We start from the raw sequence: 22,004 nt of genomic DNA, 5'->3' as shown, positions 1-22,004 counted from the left end.
GAGTAGCCTGTGATGACATTAGAGTACTTTCCAAATTATAAAGGATATGACCTAGAAGCTCAAAATCCACAGATTCAAATATATGGTCACCGTATTTATAAAGACCAAACTTTATATGAATATTTATTAGAGTTTTTATTAGTATTTGTATCACCTAAAAGTGAGGGGAAAATGGATTATGCCCAAATTAAAGAAAACGGATTCTACTTTAATAAAATTAATGATATGACTAAAAAAATTCATTATTATCCAGCTCCAAAAATGGGGTTAAAACGCTTTGTCTTTTTTAACCGAAGTGATCAAGAGAAACGTTTTGAAATTGATCGTTATGCGCTAAAGCATCATCGTGAACATTTAAAGCAAACGGTACAAATAGAGGGAACTAACTATGATAAAGAGTTTGCATTAGATATATTACAAGATTTATTTTACGGATACAACGCAATTATAGGAAAACGTTCTTGGTTTGCCCAGTCTCTATTACCATTAGCTCCAGAAATTATTTTTAGTGAGTCGATTGGTAATAAGAAAACAAGAACTGAAAATCTATCAAAAGAGAATAGCTTTTCGAAAATTGATCGAGAGTTTAATTTTTCTCAACATATGTTTATGGCACGAGGCGGGGAAGTATATTACTTGCATGTGCTACAAGGTTTAGATAAATTAGATGAAATGTATCGAGATAAATTGTCTGAAAAGCTAAAAGAGATGATCACATCTATACCACAATTAAGTGTACTAGCAAACTATATTCAAGGTGAATGGGAAGATGTTGTGGATGAAATAGACAACAAACCACAATTCCACTATCTAGACAAAACGATGGAAGTTATACCTAAAGACTATGAAAATGTTGCAAAGTATACTGTCGTTGAATTACACAATTTATTATCAAGTGAGTTAGATGCCTTTGAAAAGGTAGAACTCGTAGGCAACTTGATAGCTATACAAATTATTCGAATGATGACGTATCGTTCTCAAACAACACTAAATTTAGAACATAAACAACCATGGGTAATTGATTTGACGAGAAATTCACAAGGAGCTATTCGTAAAAAAGCAGTTCAAGGATATCAACAGTTAGAAGAGAATGTTTTTAGGGCCATTTATAAAGTTTATAACGAAGACATGGCTGAGAAGAAGAGTCTGTTAAAGGATGCTGTTAGTGATACAAGCCTTTTAGTACGTAAGTTAGGAAAGGATATAGGCTTAGTTATACCTCCTAATGGCGGTAATATGCGTATGTCTTTGAACGAAAATTTAGTGAAAATTCTTGTTTTAACATTAATTAATCCAGGTGAACGTTTATTATTAACGACATTTCTCGAATTGTGCCATGAACATTACAATATTGTCATTGGTCCTAAAGAAGCACAAATACATTTTGAAGACATCTCATATCTAAATGATTTTAATGAAAATGAAAATATTTTCTTAGAAATGTTAAGAAACTGTGGTTTCTTACGTAATTTATCGGACGCTACTTCTATTGTAGAAAATCCATTTATAGGGTGAATGAAATGAAGGCATATATTAAAAAGTTAAGTACTTTCATCGGACATAAAATTAGTGATTCAGATCAAGCAGTATTTCTTCGATTAGATTATTTCAATCAGCCAAGTATTTATCTAGAAGTAGCTAAATACTTAACCTCTACATTTGAAAATATAGAGGTACAGCTTTCTGAAGAAAAGTACCAGGTATGGAAAGATGAATATCCAACGGAGATGGAAGAAATGCTAAGGTTAGGTTTTGTTAGCTTAGACCAACGCTTTACAAAACTCCGTAATGAATTTGGAGAAATGAAGAAATCTGTTGTTTTACTTGCTACAGAAAGTGTACAGGATAAAGGAGGTTTAGCAGACTTCTATTCAATTACTCCTGCTGATATGATTAGCGAATATAAAGAGAATTCCGCTGTGTTTTTTGAAACTTTAGATATTAGTGATCTACGTGCTATCAATATTATTAATAACCTTTTTAAAGAGATTTTTAAACATGTACCAATGGATTTATGGAAGGTTAGTGATATGGCGGATAATGCAGTCAATTTAAATTTATATCAGGTTGATGAAATTGTTGAGTACGTTCTAAGAAACCTATGGTTGGAATTTGGTTTACCTAATATTCTTACGGTAAATAATAAATTGCTTAGCGAATTAAACAAAGGAAAAACGTTCAAGTTATTAGACAGTGGGCAAAAATTTATTAAGCGTGATACTTATAAGAGTTTAAGTAGTAATACTGAAAAAAACATACGAGAGAAATTTAATAAATTTAAAGAAAATAATGATAAGTATTTAGATTTTCATGAACCAATAAAAGAAACGTTTGGATCAATTGAAAGGTATTGCGAAGATATTATTGATTTTGCTAAGGGAGATAACTTAGAGAAGTTACGACCTAAACTAGCACAATTTGATCAAACAATAACAACTGAAATATTAGGTATTAAGAATGATACTACAAAGCCACGTAAAGACCGTGTTATAAAAATAAAAGGCGATCCTAGTCATGTATATTCCCAAATGATTTTAGAAGTACTTACACAGATGTCCGAGCCTGTACAAACGTCAGATAAAATCATAATAAAGGTAATTACTGCTAAATTAGCAGAAGGTATTTTAGAAGAGGACCGTGTTAATCGCTGGAGTGAACTCTGTCTTGCATTAGGTGGTCTAGTAGATTATTTAAATATTGGCGTACAAAATGTAGTAACCATTGAATACTATAATAATCTGGATCCATTTGCTCTTAAAGATAGAACTGCAATTAACTTGGATTTTATTAAAACTCCAAACTCTCTTTCAAAAATTGATTTTGAAGTTAAATTAGCAAGCGACAATGATTCTAAATGGTTATTTCAATGGTCCTTTAATCCATTTGATTATTGGCTTCAGACATTTAAATTAATTCCGTATATTGAAGATCAACTAGCGTTAAATAATGAGGATAAGTTACCAATTTTCACGTGTAAACAGTTGGGAAACCTATTAACAAGTACAGATATTGTTTCATTTCATTATCAATTAAGTAATTCCGAAATAGTTCTTCATAATACATTAAAAATGTTTAGTCCGTCTAATATGGGTGGGAACTTGGATGAAAAGAAAGTTATAAACAAACTTTATCGTTTAATTGAGCCCTTTGCGAAATTTATAATGGAAATCAATAATAATGGTTTTTACAATGCAATTAATGTTCAAAAAACGAGAATTACTGCGGAGCTAATAAATGCTTATGTGACAGTTTATAATGATTTATGGAAGTCTTATAACTCGTATCCTAACTATGAAAAAGATCATTTTAACTTAATTTCAAATCTATTTACCATCATAGAAGAACAGGACCTTATAGATAAAAACAATGCTATACAAGGGGCAATTATTCCACCTTTTCATCCTGCTATGGTTGAAAAAATTGAGGCTAAACAAGCATTTATTCGCCAAGGATTAGTGGATATAATATTTAATCTAGTGAGTGATTTCGAAAATACAAAATTATCAAATTCCCTAAATGAATTATCTAAAGTTGAGAATCAATCTGCAATTCTTTCTGGTGTGGATTGTTTAATTACAAAAAATGGAGTGAATCGTGCACCATCACATGTATTAGGTTATTATGCGTTACATGGAGAATCAAATCGAACACAAATTATTGATAGTTCTAATTTAGTCGAGATAGGCTATGAAGATGAGCTAGAAGATGATAATGATAAAACAAGTTCTTCAAAAGCTTATATTATACAATCTCATATTGCGGAATATATTAAAACATTTCCATCAAATATTGATACATTGTCATTATGTTTCGTTAACTTTGACCATCTATATCCAATTATTGAAGGGATAAAAAACTTTATTAAAGTACAACAGAAACAAGTTGGCAATTTGAGATTAGAGTTGGATATTCTAACTTCTAAAGTAAATTATAAGGCACAGAATTATTTGAAATTGTGGTTAGATCAAACATTTAGTGTAGATGATGAAGTTGAACTAAAAATTCACTTTATTACCTACAAATTTAATGAAGTTACAAAATTAAAAGAATTATTAGTATACAAAGCATATGATCTAGCATTTATAGATAATTTATTGTATACGAGTGATATTATATATAAAACGAGTTTTGGAAAGAAAATTACACCAAGCGAAACAAAATTCCCAATGGTTTTTAATCCTATACCAGCTCCAAATAATCAGGATAAACGAAGTATTTCAATTAGCCAAATGCAATTTGAAGCATCCTTTGCCCACTCGCAATTAGTGTTTTGGGCGCAAAATTCTTACGCAAAAGAAAATAAGTATTATCGTGTAGAAAAAGAACTCTCTATTCAAACGGGAATTAAAGATTTATTGACAATTTTCCATGAACAAGCGCGATGGGTAGTTAGCATTGATACAGGGCTCGATAAACAAATTTTTGATTCTGAGAATATAATCAGTTTTTCAACTGGAGAGGGTGTATATGGGGAACTAAACGTTGCAATTTCAGCTTCTGTCGAAATGAAAACAGATATTAAAGCACGTTTGGAAAGTCGCTTAAGGAAATTATTTCCTTCGTGGTTACCAGTAATGTATGAGCAAGCAGCGGAGTATTGCCTCGAAGACTCAGTAATTTTAGATGGTATTAAAGTTCTTAAAGCACTGAATCCGTATGACTATGAAATCCATAGCTATTTATCAAGTTTATTGGCTGTTCAATCATTAAATGTTGCTCAAAAAAATGATGATACTCTTCTAAAGAGCTTCATTTCTTTAGATTCATACAACCATTGGTTTAATGATAAGCCAAATCGACCTGACTTGTTGGAATTAGAAATTATACGTAGTGAAAATGATGTTCTTAGAATTAAAGCAAATTTAGTAGAATGTAAAATGGGTAAAGAGAATCCAATTCATATAGAAAAAGGTATTTTACAACTAGAAAACGGATATAAATTTCTTTCGAGTGTATTCTCACCTGTCTCAGAAGCACATGACCGCCGATACTGGTTTGCCCAATTGTATCGCCTGCTAGCATTTTCACCTGTTTACTTAACCAATGATGAGTTAGAACGTGAGCAGTTAAATAGTGATTTAATGAAAATATTAAATGGTGAATTTGCTATCGAGTGGAAAGCAACACTTTTAACATATTGGTTAGATTATAATGCTGAAGAGCTTGAAGTTGATACTAAACCTTTAGGGCATTCGGGAATTCAACTACACCATCAACCCTTTGGACAGTTATACATTCAAAAGCAATTGTTACCTGAAAAAGACAGGACAGCTGTTCATTTTGAAAATGTGTCAAATGAAGAATATGAGAATTTTGCAGATGATGAAGATACATTTAATGAAATTGCTATTGAGGTAAACAGTCAGTTGGAAGAAAAATATGATAATGAACAGGTTTTCATTCCGATAACTGAACTTCCTAAAAGGATAGTTACAACCAATTCACAAGTAGAACCTATCGATGTTAAACCATCTATAGATAATTTACTTAATAAATCTATTGAAATTCTGAATGAGCCCAATAGTAATATTAGTTCAAAACATGAATCTAATGAAAAATTAGATACATCGCTGATTACTGAGAAATCAGTTCCAGATGAAGAACATACTAAGCTGCAAGATGTAAGAATTTTATTAGGAAAAGAACAACGCACTAATAAAGATATTTATTGGGAGTATGGACATCCTAAATTAGAAAATCGCCATTTATTGATTACTGGTACGTCTGGAGTAGGAAAGACATATTTTATGCAATGTCTTCTGTTGGAGCTAGCTAATAACAATATTTCTTCTCTAATATTTGATTACACAGATGGTTTTAAGAAAAGTCAATTAAATGATGATTTTAAAGAAGCAATGGATGGAAAGATAATTCAATTTAATGTTCAACGTAATGGCTTTCCTATTAATCCGTTTAAGAAAAACCTTAAGGAATATGACGAAGATGAATACGACTTAGAATCAGATATTGATGTTGCAGAGCGAATTGCTGGTATATTCTATGCAGTTTACAAGAAGAATGGAATTGGAGACCAACAAAAAAACTCGATCTATAAAGCTACTGTTAGTGGTTTAAGAAAATATGGGGATAAAATGAGTCTTGATTATTTACGTAGTGAGCTAGAGAATTTAGATAAAGGTAGTGCAAAAACAGTTTTATCTAAATTAGATCCTTTGATTGATCGTAAACCTTTTGCAACGGAAAATCTTTTTGATTGGGAAGAGTTACGTCGGGCAGCTGGTAAAGTATATATTGTTCAATTAACAGGATTTAATCGTGATACTCAAGTGTTATTAACAGAATTTATTTTATGGGATATTTGGAGCTATAATCTATCCCATGGATCAGTTGAAACTCCATTCCCAGTTATACTAGATGAAGCTCAAAACTTAGATCAATCAGAGACATCGCCAAGCGCGCGTATTCTAACTGAAGGACGTAAGTTTGGTTGGTCTGGTTTATTTGCTACCCAAACTTTACAGCATCCAATTACAAAAGATGCTATTACTAGATTTCAAAATGCTAGTCAGAAAATACACTTTTTACCACCAGAAGGTGACAATAAAAATATTGCTAGTTTTTTAAGTCCAGAAAGTAATGAGCAAAAAAATTGGGCTACAAAGCTCACTAAACTCTCAAAAGGACAATGTATAGTTGTTGGTTCAGACCTACTTCCGGATGGCAGTTTAGGAGCTAAGTTGAAACATGCTATTGATGTTACGCCTTTAAATGAAAGGACAAAACCCAAATGAATCTAGAAGAGTTAGAAACATATCATATGAATTTTCATCAGAGTTTTTCTCCTGAATTAGAATACCTTTCACGAATAGTAAACTTGGCCGATTCTAATGAGGGTCCGTTAACAAAAGAAGAAATTTCTGAGAGAACAATGATCCCTACTGGTAAAGTTTCTGGGAAAGTAGAACCCCATATTTATTATGCGGCAGCGATGAAGTTGATTACTTTTGAAAAATTAGATAAAAGGTTTATTTGTAAGTTAACTCCTCTAGGCAAGAAGATTGCTTTAGAGGATCCTTATTTAGTAGAAAGTATATCAAAATTGATTTTACATTCATTTCTTGCAGATAAACATTCTACAGCTATAATGTGGTCGTATATATTTAATGAATTGATCCCAAAAGTAAAACGGAGTTTTAGTAATGAGCTAATTCAAAGTGCTGTTGAACGGCATTTTTCGATGAATGTTAATTTAACACCATTTAGAACTTGCTATAGCAGTGATCTATCATTTGGTGATCTAGGATTAATTCGCTTGGAGGACAAAGATTATTACTTAGATGCACATCGTGTTGCAAGTGAAAATGTATATGCTTATGGATATATTTTATTAGAAAAATGGAGTAAACAATTAAAGGGACGCTCTGAAATTACATTTGATGAAATTACGGACGTATTATACTTTGGAAGAGTATTTTTATGGGGAGAGCGGCAAATACGTGATGCCTTAGATTTAATGCAAGAGGTAGGATTAATTAGTGTTAATGCGCAATTATCACCAATTACAATTATAAAAAATCAGAATTCTTCTTACTGTTTGGATAAGATGTATTCACTTTTAATTTGATTATACAATTACTATATAGTTACTAAACACCTTTTGAAAGTGAGCTATTAAATATGTACAAATACCAAGATATTATACGATTTAAAAAAGAACTGTATTTTAATGGAGCAGTACAGGTTGATTGGTTTTACAACGAAGAGAAACAGTATGATATTGCGAGGAGCTTTGTATTCCACGGTCCTGAATACTTCGGGGTAGCAAGTAATGATATTGCTTTTAAAAGTCATCGTTTATTAGATACTGCATCATTTACAAATGTATTAATAGATAAAGTATATGGAGAAAGTCCATTATCTAATTTCTTTTTAACAATAGCACCATATGGTACTGGTAAATCTCACTTATCAGTAGCATTGTCAAGTTTTTTTAGTGGTAACATAAAAGCTCAAGAGGTAATTTTAAATAACTTAAAATCTGTAGATATAAACATAGAGCAACAAGTATCAAAATATGAATTAAAACCAAATTTAGTTTTAATTTTAAATGGAATGCGTGATTTTAACTTGAATTATGAAATTTTAAATGCAACGCAAAAAACCTTAAATGCTCATAATATTAATACTGATTTTTTGAAAGAGTTAACAAAGTCATACGAAATTGCACGTGTATTTGTAGAGAATACTTTTGATAACTACCAAGGACTCTATGAAGAGTATAGTGATATTTTAACAAATATAGCTGCTAAATCTAATTTGAAAGAGTATTTACTTGAAAATATTTTAGAAGATGCTGATGTATTTGAAGTTATTAATAAAGTTTACAAAGAGATAATTGGCACGCATATCCGTTGGGATGAAGGTGTTTCCGCTGGAGATGTTTTAGAAAAGCTTGCAGATAAGCTTTGTGGAGAACGTGAACCATTTAATAAGATAATTTTGTTCTTTGATGAATTTGGTCGTTATATTGAGTTTGCTTCTAATAATCCCACAAAAGCTTCTGATGCGGCATTACAACAAATTTATGAAGCTGTACAAAATACTGATGATAAGATTGTGTTCCTCGGTTTTATTCAATCAGATTTGAAATCATATTTAACTCGAGTTGATAGAACAGCGAATATTAATCGGTATGTTGGTCGCTATGAATCAAGCGAGAAGTTTCATCTATCATCAAACTTAGAAACAATTTTTGCTAATTTAGTTGAACGAAAAGATACGAAATTATTTAAAGACTTAATTATTAATAAGATTGAAAAGGATAATAACACATGGCTACAATTCCATCAAAAATTTATGAAGTGGACTCCGGAAGCTGAAAACTCAAGTGTATGGAGTAACTATGAACATTTTAAAAAGGTAATTTTAGAAGGGATATATCCTCTGCATCCACTAACTGCATGGATATTATCAAATTTATCTTCATGGTTACAACAGAGATCGTCTCTAACATTCCTAGAAACACAAATTAATGAGTTAGCCAATATGCAAGTTAATGAATTTGGGGACTTACTGTTAGTTCCGTCTACACGCATTATTAGAACTGAATTTTTCAATGAATTACTAGCTGCAGAGCAAGAAGGCCGTAAGCAAAGTGAGTATTGTACACTATACAATCAAATACTTACGAAATATGGAGATAAATTAGATGAGCGTGCAAAAGAAACGTTAGCAGCTATATTAATTAGTCGTATTGGCCGCTTTAAAACACATAGTAGGTATGAATCAACGGAATTAGTGGCATATGCCGCCGGTATTTCTGTTAAAGAAGTAGAGTCAGCCATTAGTCAATTAGAAGATCAATTTGGTGTGTTAAGTTATGATGAAGTTGCTAATGTTTTTGATTTTGTTGCAGATGCAATAGGTGTGAATGACTTTAAATTGTTGCTGCGAAAGAAAAAGCGAAATTTTGAAATTGATATGTCGGTTATCTTTGATATGGGGTTAGGAGAAGAACTCCAACTTAGTGATATTGAACCCGCTTTTGGAAAACGACATTTTATTAGAACAAGGGAATGGAGATTCACTCAATCAATATTACATGTGTCTGATATAACAGCCCGAAAATTAGCTAGAATTAAAATGGACCATTTAGAAGCTCTTGAACCAGATAAAGCTAAGGGACAAATTATTTGGCTATATGTACCGAGTGAATATAATCCAGGGAAACTAGAAATAATTCAGAAGTTGTTAAAAACTGAAAAATTTGATGATATACCAGTAGCATTCTTTATTTTAGATGATAAAGAAAATAAGTTTTATGAATCAGTTGTTGAACATAGAATATCTCAAAACTTTACTAATCAAGAGATGGAAAAATATCGACGATTTATTGTGGATTATCAGGAAAAAGCTCAATCAGTTCTATTAGATGTATTTCGGGACTTAGCAGGAAAGAGGATGTTACTTACAAGTTCCAAGATCGAGAAAGTATCGAAAAGATTATTATTATTTACAGACCAATTATTTGAGCAATTATATACAAGAGTAATTCCATTTTCTTATACTGAATTTGCTAATTCAACTTTAACTAAAGCAAAAAAAGGTTTAACAAGAATTGGGCGTATTGTACTCTCTAACGTGATTTATCAAACATTACACTCAGAAAGTGCAGATATTAAGGGACGAATTGAATCAATATTATACCAAAAATCTATTGAGTCATGGGCTGTGTTAAATGAAGAATATCAATTAATTGCTCCAAGAAATCCTAAAGTCCAATCTATCTTTAGTGAGTGGGATAATATGTTAGAAGAGAATGGTGACTTTGAAATTCAAAAGTTATTCGATAAATATCAAAAGGTACCATACGGATTAAACGATTACACACTTTCTTTATTAATAGCTGTATATTTAGCTTCAAGAAGGGAAGAAACCAAAACCCAGTTAGATAACCGTAGGATTCGTTTAGAGGAATGGTCTACTAAAGTTTATACTGATAAAAGTATTAACTTAAAGGAAATGTTTGCTACTAAGGTGGTACAAGTTAAGCCGGAGGAGTCAGCAAATAAATATTTGACTATTTTTAAGAGAGTCCTTCAAAACAATGACGTAAATGTTGCTAAGGATCTATATTATCAGTTTCAAGATTTAAAGCTGGAGGAGGATATTCCAGTTGAGTTAGAAGATAAGGTAACAAATATGGAAATACTTCTAAAAGAAGGTTTCAGACTATATGAAGAAACTATAAAACTATTTGGTAGTTTAAAACAAAAGTTGTCTGAAACAAAGCGTAAAAAAGATGATTTACGTGGGGTTTTTGAAATTTTAGACAGTACTAATAGAATACAAAATGTAATTGGTAGCTCAGATAAATATTTTTATAATGAATTGCAATTATCGGAAGCGCGAATGATTGAGGATTCAGTACATGAATATTTTAAAGAGACTTTTCCTATATTTTTAAGTACATTAAAATGCCAATCTAGAGGACAAGCAACTAGTTTTGAAAAATGGTGTAAAAGATTAATTGATTCAATGAATAGATATGAATATAAAGCTGAGGCTAAAGCCTTAATTACAAGAGTTGAAGAGATTTTGGATAATTTAGATCCTATTCAAGATAAAGTCAATGAATATGTAACTAATTCTATACCGAAACCTATTATAGGTTATTCAAGACTAAGTCAAATTAAAAATAACGGTGAGAAAATTCTACCTTTGATTAGAAGTAGTAAGTTAAACGATCGAGTTAAAACTGATTGCGAAAAGCAAATAAACCAAATTTTAGAGGAAACTATAGAAGCATTAAAAGTGCTAACAGATGAAGTAATGGAAATCTATGATGCAATTTATGATATACAATCACTAACAGATTGTGAAAATTTCTTTTTGAAAGTTAAATTGATACTATCCAAAGACATTAAAGAGAATGATCGAGAAGGTATTGAGGAAGCAGCTAACCATGTCCAAAACTTTTTAAATGACATTCAAGCCATTAAGTCTAAGCACGATAATCGCTTTGAAGTGCAGCAAGAACTCCATTTACTAAAAGAGAAATGGACTGAGATTGAATCCGAGGTTGATTTTACTCAAGTTATTGAGAATTTTGAAAAAGAAAGCCAAGAACGCCTAGATCAAAAAGAGCGTGAATGGTTAAAACAATTCACTGTTGATGTTAATATGCTTAATACTTGGTCTGCCCAACAATGTACTACATGGCTAAATCAAGTGAAAAATACTCCCAACTATTTAACTGATCAGACTGTTAAGAGGATATCGGAGATTAAAGAACAGATTAAGATACGCATGAAAGAATTGAATATTGATGCAGTTATAAGTTTGTTCAATGATCTTTCTACAGAAGAAAAGGTTGTAGCAATTGAAAAAATGAAAGTTTTAATTTAATGGGATGGGAAAATTAAAGGATTATAAAATAGTAGCTTAATGGATTCTAAACAATATAGTTTAAAAAGAAAATATCTATATTGAACAGCTCCCTGTCTAAAAAATGTTTATGCGGCATGATCCTGAATTCTAGGGAATTCAAGCCGCTTATTTTTTAACATGAAGCTGGAATCGCGGATCAGCATGCCGCGGTGAATACGTTCCCGGGCCATGTACCAAAGTACTACATCTCTATTTTTAGATTGATAAAAAGAAAGAACTTCAACGAGAGGGAAAATTGTAATGCAAATCCCTTGGTTAGAAGAGGTTATAACAGCTTTAAAGCAATTAGGTGGACGTGGTACTTTATCGGATATTTATATTACAGTTAAAGAAAGAGATCAAATAAATCTTTCGATATATACAGATTGGAAAGCACAAATAAGAAGGCACATTTATCTAAATTCAAGTGATACTGATATTTTCAAAGGATTTTCTGGAAATGAAGGAGATATATTCTATTTTATAGAAGGTAAAGGTATATGGGGGCTACGAGATTTTGTACCTTCTGGATATAATGTTGAATTAACAGAAGATGATACTGGATTTGTAGAGGGTAAGAAAATGTTACGTCAGCATATATACAAGGAACGTAATCCAAAAGTCATTAGGTTAGCGAAGGATAAGTTTAAAAAAGAACATAATGGCAGGTTATTCTGTGAGATCTGTAAATTTGACTTTTTTAAAATCTATGGTGAAATTGGTGAAGAATTTATTGAAGGACAACATACTATTCCAGTTTCAGAATACAAAGAAGGACAAATAACAAGAGTCGAGGATATTGCAATTGTTTGTTCGAATTGTCATAGAATGTTACATAGAAGAAGGCCATGGCTTACAAAAGAAAAGTTGCAAGAATTAATCAGAGAGGTAAATCCGAATGGTAGTCACTGAGAAGTTTTTAGATGTGGTCCTAAAATATAATTGCAAAATGTGATTATATACAAGATGTGTAATAGAGAGTAAAGCCTAGTCATACATAAACTCCTACTTACTTTGGATTGATGAAGAATTACCCAACTTATAGAGCCAAAGTATGATTTATTCAAACTGGAACTGCTACTGAAATTAGTTGAACTAAGTTATTGATATAAATGCTCTTTTGCATTATTTATGATTTTTTATATGTCCAAATCGAACACTTAATAAAAAGGCTTCATAAAAAAACTTGCAGTATTAATAATCTGTAGATGAAAGGAAAGAATTTAATTGTTTAATAAACAATTTAGAAAAGAATCAATAGCAAAATATAATGCTGCTTATCATGAATATGAAAAGCAGCAAAAACAAATCGTAGAGTATTCTGAAAAACTACTTAATCAACGCCTTTTATTAAAGAAGACTATTGTGAATTCAATAATATTTATTAATAAAATACGTAATAAACCTTATTATTTGGAAACAGAAGTAAATGCAATTACGATTGAATATAAAAAATTTGAAAATACTGTTTTAGAAATTGAAAAGGAAATTGATAAAGAACTAAAGAAAAATGCAATAGGAGCGGGCGCTGGAGTAGCTGCAGGAGTTGGAGTAGCAGCATTTGGTCCATCTGCTGCCATGGCTATTGCAACTACATTTGGAACTGCTTCTACAGGTGCTGCTATATCAACTTTATCAGGTGCTGCGGCAACAAATGCTGCACTTGCTTGGTTGGGCGGAGGTGCTCTTACTACTGCTACGGGTGGTGGTATGGCTGCTGGATCGTCCTTTTTGGCACTTGCAGGCCCTATTGGTTGGGCAATAGGAGGTGGGGCTATTGTTACTGCAGGGATTCTAACAAATAGCAAGAACAAAAAAGCAGGGAACGAAGCATTGGAAAAAGCTACGGAAATTAGAAAAGCAACAAAAATATTAGAAGGTACGAATGAAGAAATAAATGAAACTAAGAAATTGACATATAATACTCAGAAATTATTACACACTTTTGTTAATTCAGTGAGTGGGATGGTTGAAAAATATGATTATGATTTCAAGAAAATAATAGACTCAAATAATTATCAATTGCTTAAAGAATTAGGAACGCTAGTTAACAATATGAAATCAGCTTCACAATTATTAAATCGGCCGATTGGTGCTAAAGCTTAGGAGTTGAGTTATTTTGGTTAGCCTATCTGATTATTTAGAAAATCAATATATGAGTACCTTAAATCAATTAACTGAAGAATCTCCAAGAATTACATCTGAGTTATTAGAGCAATACAAGGAAATCATTATAACAACATTAATACAACAATTTGGATTGGATAAATTGCAAAAATTTAAAGATGGTGGAAATGTCACGACTTTACATAATGCACGACTAGGTACGTTTGCTAATGTAGAAGATGAAAAACGATTTAACACATCTTATAACAAGAAAACTCGAAAACAAATTTATGAGAAAGATTTTGCTTTGAATAGAAAAAAAGAATTTCAAAATAATTCACATATTCATGATGGGTACACTAATAAAGAATTAAAAAAAGATGGTCGAGCTCATAAAGACCATATTATTTCTGCAGCATCGATTCATAAAAATGATGAAGCTAGATTGTATATGACTGATGAGAAACGTGGAGCGATGGCAACAAATAAAAAGAATTTAACATGGGCAGATGGCAGCATGAATCAATCTAAAGGCGAACATGATTTAATGAGATGGATGGAAACGACTAGTTCCAAGCATCCAGGTATTAAAAATAAAGATCGTTTCGATATTGACGAACATTTGGCGAAAGAAAAATATGAAGATGCTAAAAAGTATGTGGACAAAAGTATAAAAAATGCTAAAAAAGAATATTACAAGAAGAATATTAAAGAAACAGGAATTAGGCAAGGAAAGCAATTGGCAAAACGTCAAGCTATAGGTATATTTCTTTATGAACTGCAAGATGCATTTATTTTAGAAATGAAAACTTATTTTTTACAGTATAAAACATATGAAACAAAGGATGCAAAGATTGAGGCTTTTAAAGTAGCTTGTCACAATGTAAAAAAGAGAGCATTATCCTTTCAATCTTTAAATAAAATATTTATTGGCTCTACAGAGGGATTTATAGGTGGATTTTTAAGTAATTTAATTACAGTATTGATCAATACATTTACGCGCACTTCCAAAAATATAGTTCGAATAATTACTGAGGGATCTAATAGTTTAGTTCAAGCATTACGTATGATTTTATTTCCATCAGAAAATATGTCACGAAAGCAGGCTATTTATGAGGGTTCAAAAATAGTTGTTGCGGCTGTTATTAACTCTGTGGGTGTTATTGTTACAGAGGCATTAATTAATTATTTACAGACGGTAATTCCGCTAGCTCCATTTGCTTCTCTTATCGGAGGGATTCTTGGTGGTCTTTTAACTGGTATTTTATCTGTAACTGTTATATATGCAATGGATCATTTTGGTTTAATTATTAAAAGAATTAGTGCGAAAATGAGTGAAATAGCCTATCTTACAATTGTATCTACTGACCAATTAAAGGAAAAATATAACGATGCTGTGGCGGAAATAGATTCGGCATATGAAGAGGTTCTAGGAAAAATTTATGCTGAATATGAAAGATTAAATATACTTACAAATAGTGCCTATAATCTTAATCTAAACTTAATTGATCGGTTTAACAATTCACGAAAATTATCAACTGCTTTAAATGTTCATGATGATGAAATTTTAAAAACGGATGAAGATATATTTGCATTTTTTAAGAGTGACGTTTAATAAAGCTGATAAACTAAGAGACCATAACTAAGCTTCTTATATCCCATAAATATATTGCATCAAAAATCATATTAATGCGTTTGATACAGGGAAGTTAGAAGATGTGAAAAAGAACATGGCATTAAGTGAAAGCATTTAAAATTATCATAATAGAAAAACATTTAGATGTTTATAAAATTATCGAAGAATGGCTTAGTATGCAGATTATAAATTCTAAAAGGGGAAATAGAGTGAACAATATAAGAAGAATCACACCAGTGTGCCCAAAATGCAAAGGACATAATACCTATGATGTTATACCAGAAATTCCCAGCAAACCGGAGTGTCAGATACACGCTGATGAGTTCTTATATGATACTTTTTCAATTGGAAATGCAAAGTATCATTGTATAGACTGTAATTACAAATGGAAAAAGTATAGAGGCAAAAAACCCTATGAGAGAATTAGAGTAATTTACTCAGATGTAGGTGGATTTCCTGGTCCATATAGTCAGGTGAAAGTTGATTTGGTGAAAAAAACAGTTGAACACAATACTGAATATCCTTATTCACAAGGTTTGCCAGTAAATGATTTTAGTATAATAAATAATGAAGACATAGAATTGTTCTTGACTGAACTTCATAAATGTGATTTTGTCAATTGGGCGGAAGAATATAAAGTAAATGGACTAGTAATGGATGGTACCCATTGGAGTGTCCGTATAGAGTATGATTCTCACTGTGAGATAAAAATTGGAGATAATCACTTTCCTAAAAAATGGACGAAGTTCTGTAAAGTGGTTTCTGCACTAAGTGGAAATGACTTTTACTAGAATGATGTTGGTTATAAATGTACACTTTTTTTGAAGTTACCCCTTAAAGTTAGACTTAGTTTTATTTAATTAGGCAACTCTAGGGCATGGGTTATTGCAGCTATATATAGGTTAAGGAAAGGAGTAAGAAGTAGAAATGTTGAAAAGTGTTGAGCTTGCTTACCTAGGGGAGTTTCATCACGAACAGTCCCATTGGGAGAAGCAATACGTTTATTCTCTAAAGTAAGCATTAAATTCGGGTATGCGTGCAATATAAGCACGAAAGGTCGAAGCACCGCATTCTAATCCATGATTATCCTTTAAGTACTGCCAAAGTATCCTCCGATAATAAAACACCTGTTTAGAATCCTCTGATAAAAGAGCAGCGAGTTTTACAGGAATGAATTTATTAGGTGAAAAGTGTTCATTGGAAGTGAGCAAAAACTGTTCACTTTATTTTAGCGGTTACACCATCTAATCTAATCACGTATAATGTGAATTATATGCGAATAAAAATTATATTTTAACACTTAATTCCCTTATTAGATAAACTGTGTTAACTGGTATTCGGACTTTAAAAGGCTCACTGCCATGGAAGGTGTTTTATGCGGCTTCCCTATCATAATTTAAAAATGTAAAATCTTAATTTCATAGCTATATGATGAAGAGCCTTTCCTTTAACAAAGTAAAGGCTCTTTTTTTGTACTTGGCAAGTTATCAAATAGATTATAGAGAAATCCTGAAAAATCCAACCTATCAAATCACCTCACAAAAAAAAGTCAAACCAAAAAACACTTAGTACAATTTATTCCAACTCCACTGGCCAAATTCCGCATTAATAATTCCACACAATTACCTTATAATCAATTTGTAAGCGATAACAAAAGGAGGGTTAGGGTTGCTTTTAAATGATAATCAAATATTTTTAGATTTAGAATTAAGTAATCGAGATGCAGTATTAGAGTTTATTTCTCTCCAGGCACAGCGATTAGGGATAATTGAAGATCAAGAAATTCTGTTGAAGGATTTTATTAGCAGGGAAGATCAGTATCCTACTGCTTTTCAGGAGGGAATTGCTATTCCGCATGCTAAAAGTGTGACTGTTAAGAAAGCGGCTCTATTTTTTATTAAAACGAAAGAAAAAATGGATTGGAACTCTCCTGATTATTTTAAGGTGAAATTTATTTTTGCTATTTTGGTTCCGGCAATGGAGGCAGGTACAAAGCATATAAAAATTCTGTCAGCACTTGCTGGGAATCTAATGGAGGAGCAATTTCAGGAACGTCTTTTTAAAGTGGAGACTAAAGAGGATATTTTGAATTTATTTAAGAGTGTAGAAATGGAGGTTGCGTAAAGATGAAGTTTGTAGGAGTAACAGCTTGTATTGCGGGGTTAGCTCACACACCTATGGCGGCTAAAGCATTAGAAAAGGCAGGAGCTAAGTTAGGGCATTCGGTAAAAATGGAACAGCAAGGAGCTATGGGCTTTATAAACGATTTAACAGAGGCAGATATACGCGAGGCGGATGCAGTGATTATAGCAGCAGATAAGGCGATTGAAGGGGAGGAACGATTTAAGGGGAAGCCGGTTGTACGGGTGAAATTGGGTCAGGCCGTTTCCCATGGTGAAGCTGTAATTGAAAAAATTGTTCAGGCTATAGAAAAAAGAAAGCAATCCTAATGCTATGGAGGAAAGAAGATGAAATCACAAGCCAATGCATTTAAAACCCATTTAATGACAGGTATTTCTTATGTTCTTCCGGTTATTATCGCTGGTTCGTTAGTTGTAGCACTTGCGAAAATAATAAGCTTTGCAGCGGGTTATACAGATTTAAGTAAATTTGCTGAAACAAGTGGTTTCCTGCATTATATATACTTATTTGAACAAGTCGGCTGGACAGCAATCGGGTTATTGAACTTGGTGTTAGGAGCTTATATAGCTTTTTCCATTGCAGGTAGGCCGGCGCTGGCAGCAGGTCTTGTCGGTGGCGCCTTAGCAAGCTCAACAAATGCTGGTTTTATTGGTGCTGTTGTGGCTGGTTTCTTTGCCGGGTGGCTTACAAATTGGGTGAAAAAGCGGGTTGTTATTAGTGGTTCACTCGCAAGTGCAGTACCATTAATTATCCTCCCACTAATTACTGTGGGAGCGATCGGAATTTTAATGGCATTGGTCTTAGGTGGACCGTTAGGCTGGATTAATACATCTTTATTAAACTGGATTACGGAAATGACGCAAAGTAATGTTAATAATGTTGTTTTAGCATTGGTGCTTGGTGCCATGATTGCTTTTGACATGGGAGGACCAGTAAACAAGGCAGCATGGATGGCAGGTAATGCACTGCTGATGAGTGGCATATACCTGCCTGCGATTATAGTAAATATTGCAATTTGTATACCGCCATTAGGTTATGGAATTGCTACATTACTTAAAAGGAAAAACTTCTCTCCAGAGCTTTTAGAGTCAGGTAAAGGATCATTAGTGATGGGGATAATTGGTATTACAGAGGGAGCAATTCCCTTTACATTAAAAAGTCCATTAAAACTGATACCTTTGAACGTTGTGGCAGGTGCTGCGGGAGCAGCCACTGCTGTGCTTCTTGGTGCTCATGAAATTATGCCGCCAGTTGGTGGAGTATATGGCTTCTTCACTGTAGGTAGCAGCTGGGCATATTTAGCTGGTATTTTAGTTGGTGCATTTATTATTGGGATTGGATCTAATCTGTTAGTTAATTTCCGAGATGACAAGGAACTGGAAAACAAACAAGCTGATAAGCAAAAAGAAGAATTGGATGAGCTTGATATTAGTTTTGACTAAAATATCATAGCAGCAATTAATCCAGGAATAAATATTACTATTTCTTAGGTGGATTCCTGTCTAAAATCTATCAAGGCAGGAATCTATTAGATAAAAATATGAAGTGTCCACTAATTATAGATAAGGAGTTTTGTACTAATGAAAAAAACAAAAGTCCATGTAGTTCCACATACTCACTGGGATAGAGAATGGTACTTTACATCGTCTAGATCAACTGTCTATTTAGTAAAGCATCTTCGAGAGGTTCTTGATACATTGGAAACCAATAAGGATTTCAAATATTACTTGATGGATGCTCAGACATCCCTTATTGAAGACTATTTAAAATATCAACCAGAAGATAGAGAAAGACTTGAAAAATTAGTTGCTGAAAAGCGGCTTTTAACGGGCCCTTGGTATACTCAAACCGACCAATTAGTCATTTCACAGGAATCTGTCGCAAGAAATCTTCTCTATGGTACTAAATATGCAAAACAATTGGGACACTCTTTTGAAATTGGTTATGTACCTGACGCATTCGGTCAAGGTGGAAACATGCCACAAATATACAAAAACTTTGGTATTAATCGTTTTTTATTTTGGCGTGGTGTGGCTGACAACCGCTTAAAACAAACCGAGTTTATTTGGGAAGGTGATGACGGAAGCCAAATGCTGGCTGAGCAAATACCTTTTGGATATTACCATGGTGGCAATATCCCGGAAGAAGAGGCGGATATAATCCCGTATATAGAGGATTTTGTAGGTAAACTAGAAGAAAAAGCCTCAACAAGTAATGTGTATTTTCCTAATGGATTTGATCAGGCACCTATTAGGACGAATCTTCCTGAACTTATTGAAAAATTTAATGAATTGGATCCTAGCCGAGAATATATTCTCCAATCACCGGAGAAATTCTTTGATGCACTGGAACAAGAGGTAAAAAACCTTCCTGTGATTAAAGGGGAACTAACGGAGGGAAAACATAGTAGGCTGCACAAGTCGATATTCTCGACAAGAGCAGATTTAAAACAAGCAAACAATGAGATTGAAAACTTCTTAGTTAATGTCCTAGAACCAGTACTTTCCATTAGTTTTTCTTTAGGGAATTTGTATCCGCATAGAGAACTTGAAGAAATCTGGAAGCTGATGTTTGAAAATGCAGCGCATGATAGTATTGGCGGCTGTAATAGTGATACAACTAATCAGGATGTGAAGTTTCGTTATAAGCTAGCGAAAGAAAAAGCGGAAAACCTTTTGGATATACATATGCGGTTAGTGACGGAAAGAATACCGTATCAACATCAGTTAAACTTTACTCTATTTAATCCGCTTCCTTATCAACGGTCCGGAGTCGTAAAGGTGGAGCTGTATATTCCAGAAGAGAACTTTGTTATTAAAGATTATCATGGAAATACCATGCCATTTGCTATTCTAAATAAAGTGGAATTAACTGATTATGTTTTAAAGCAAACGATTCGATTGAATCCAAGCAAAGAGATCTATATTCCAGAAAAGGTCTTTTTAGCTGAAATTTTAATACATGTGACGAATCTAAATGGTCTTGGCTATGATAGCTACTATTTGGAGCTGAATGACGGCGAATCAAATAACTTTAAAGAATCTACTAAAGCTGTGATTGAGAATGAATTTTATGCGATATCCGCTGCTGCAAATAATACACTAACTATATTAGACAAAGCATCTGGAAAAGAATATAAAAACCAAATGATTTTCGTTGAAAATGGAGATGATGGGGACTCCTATAATTACTCTCCTCCTAGAGAGGATTTGGTCAGCTATTCAACAGATTCTGAATTAATCAGTGTAAACTATTTTACCTCTGAGGTAGAAGAACATCTTGAAATAACGCTAAACATGCAAGTGCCTTACAATCTCGAGGATAGGGCAAAAGGGATTGCCAACCAGGACTTTATCATCACCGCAAAGGTTAGCCTTCGGAAAAATGAAGAATTGATTCGTTTTGAAATTGATATGGTCAATCAAGTACTAAGTCATCGAGTTTGTGTTCAATTTAATACAGAAATAATAAGTAAATTCTCTACTTCCGATCAGTTGTTTGGAACGGTTACTAGGCCGGTTTATTTACCAGAAATGGAGGTTTGGGAAGAGGAGAAGTGGGAAGAGGCTCCAATTTCAATCGAGCCAATGCAAAGTTTTGTTTCCTTACATGACCAGAATCATATCGCTGCTATTTTCACAGAAGGCGTGCGAGAATATGAGATTGTTGGAAACTCATATGACACTATTCAATTAACTTTATTTAGAACCTTTAGTCATATGGGGAAAACGGATCTTCTCTACCGACCAGGGCGAGCATCTGGAGAAACTATTGTTGAGACCCCCGATGCCCAGTTACTTGGAAAATTAAAGGCAACCTTTGCTTATTATATGAACAATAACCAATCCTTCGATGAAGCCGATATCGCAAGAATGGCAAAGGAATATTTATCGCCTATTCCGTACTACCAATTCTCTGACTTTCTAAATGGAAGAATGATTTATGCTTATCGTGATGAAGAAAAAACCAATCATTTATCTTACAGCCTGTTTACGTTTGAAAAGATGACTTCTGTTATTAGCACGATTAAGAAAGCAGAAGAAAGTAATAATCTAATTGTCCGTCTCTTTAATCCTTATATAGATAAAGTATCAACAATCGAAAAAGAACTAGTTGATAAAGGAAACTTTGTGATGTTAGATGAATTAATGAAAGCAGAGATAACAGAAGAATTACAGCCTTATAAATTCTGTACCATCTCTATCGAATTATAGAAGAATTCCACCTGCTT

12 protein-coding genes and 1 pseudogene are annotated in these 22,004 nt (G+C 32.8%); 12 read left to right on the top strand and 1 reads right to left on the bottom strand.

From position 1 onward, the window contains the following. Nucleotides 1–12 precede the first annotated feature (12 nt). The 8 genes from ACLIJJ_RS13925 to ACLIJJ_RS13890 all read left to right on the top strand — a co-directional run bounded on the left by ACLIJJ_RS13925 (nucleotide 13) and on the right by ACLIJJ_RS13890 (nucleotide 16,422). Nucleotides 13–1,515 (top strand): hypothetical protein, encoded by a 1,503-nt coding sequence (locus ACLIJJ_RS13925; RefSeq protein WP_411411092.1) that lies wholly within the window; start codon nucleotides 13–15, stop codon nucleotides 1,513–1,515. 5 nt (nucleotides 1,516–1,520) lie between these two features. After that, nucleotides 1,521–6,752 (top strand): ATP-binding protein, encoded by a 5,232-nt coding sequence (locus tag ACLIJJ_RS13920; RefSeq protein ID WP_411411091.1) that lies wholly within the window; start codon nucleotides 1,521–1,523, stop codon nucleotides 6,750–6,752. After that, nucleotides 6,749–7,585, top strand: coding sequence for a DUF4007 family protein (locus ACLIJJ_RS13915; RefSeq protein WP_411411090.1), 837 nt, complete (start codon nucleotides 6,749–6,751; stop codon nucleotides 7,583–7,585). The genes ACLIJJ_RS13920 and ACLIJJ_RS13915 overlap by 4 nt, the downstream gene beginning before the upstream one ends. A 53-nt stretch (nucleotides 7,586–7,638) precedes the next feature. Continuing rightward, on the top strand, nucleotides 7,639–11,868 hold the full coding sequence (locus tag ACLIJJ_RS13910) for a hypothetical protein (protein ID WP_411411089.1): 4,230 nt from the start codon (nucleotides 7,639–7,641) through the stop codon (nucleotides 11,866–11,868). 276 nt (nucleotides 11,869–12,144) lie between these two features. Beyond that, nucleotides 12,145–12,801, top strand: coding sequence for an HNH endonuclease (locus tag ACLIJJ_RS13905; RefSeq protein WP_411411215.1), 657 nt, complete (start codon nucleotides 12,145–12,147; stop codon nucleotides 12,799–12,801). A gap of 315 nt (nucleotides 12,802–13,116) precedes the next feature. Then, complete coding sequence (locus tag ACLIJJ_RS13900) at nucleotides 13,117–13,995, top strand: DNA polymerase III subunit gamma/tau (protein ID WP_411411088.1); 879 nt, start codon at nucleotides 13,117–13,119, stop codon at nucleotides 13,993–13,995. A 13-nt stretch (nucleotides 13,996–14,008) separates the two neighbouring features. Then, on the top strand, nucleotides 14,009–15,610 hold the full coding sequence (locus tag ACLIJJ_RS13895; RefSeq protein WP_411411087.1) for a hypothetical protein: 1,602 nt from the start codon (nucleotides 14,009–14,011) through the stop codon (nucleotides 15,608–15,610). A 125-nt stretch (nucleotides 15,611–15,735) separates the two neighbouring features. Next, entirely contained in the window at nucleotides 15,736–16,422 is a 687-nt protein-coding gene (locus ACLIJJ_RS13890) for a hypothetical protein (RefSeq protein WP_411411086.1), read from the top strand. Nucleotides 16,423–16,571: 149 nt separating this feature from the next. Here the strand turns inward: ACLIJJ_RS13890 and ACLIJJ_RS13885 are convergent. Further along, a pseudogene (locus ACLIJJ_RS13885) lies at nucleotides 16,572–16,791 on the bottom strand (IS21 family transposase); the annotation flags it as partial. Between the two features lie 508 nt (nucleotides 16,792–17,299). On the opposite strand from ACLIJJ_RS13885, the gene ACLIJJ_RS13880 reads away from it, so the two are divergent. The 4 genes from ACLIJJ_RS13880 (at nucleotide 17,300) to mngB (ending at nucleotide 21,987) form a co-directional block, all read left to right on the top strand. Continuing rightward, a complete protein-coding gene (locus ACLIJJ_RS13880; protein ID WP_341080965.1) occupies nucleotides 17,300–17,755 on the top strand; it encodes a PTS sugar transporter subunit IIA in 456 nt (151 codons plus the stop codon). A 2-nt stretch (nucleotides 17,756–17,757) separates the two neighbouring features. After that, on the top strand, nucleotides 17,758–18,081 hold the full coding sequence (locus ACLIJJ_RS13875) for a PTS fructose transporter subunit IIB (RefSeq protein WP_233315203.1): 324 nt from the start codon (nucleotides 17,758–17,760) through the stop codon (nucleotides 18,079–18,081). An 18-nt stretch (nucleotides 18,082–18,099) separates the two neighbouring features. After that, nucleotides 18,100–19,215, top strand: coding sequence for a PTS fructose transporter subunit IIC (locus ACLIJJ_RS13870; protein ID WP_341080959.1), 1,116 nt, complete (start codon nucleotides 18,100–18,102; stop codon nucleotides 19,213–19,215). A gap of 138 nt (nucleotides 19,216–19,353) precedes the next feature. Continuing rightward, nucleotides 19,354–21,987 carry a mannosylglycerate hydrolase gene (gene mngB, locus ACLIJJ_RS13865; protein WP_411411085.1) on the top strand — a complete coding sequence of 878 codons (2,634 nt, stop codon included), beginning with the start codon at nucleotides 19,354–19,356 and terminating at the stop codon, nucleotides 21,985–21,987. The last annotated feature ends 17 nt before the right edge of the window (nucleotides 21,988–22,004 follow it).

It is taken from the genome of Niallia laureatilytica, assembly GCF_046613985.1.
In the GTDB taxonomy this organism is placed as follows: Bacteria; Bacillota; Bacilli; order Bacillales; family Cytobacillaceae; genus Niallia.
Note: the sequence above shows the minus strand (reverse complement) of the source record. Positions and strands in the feature narration are given on the sequence as shown.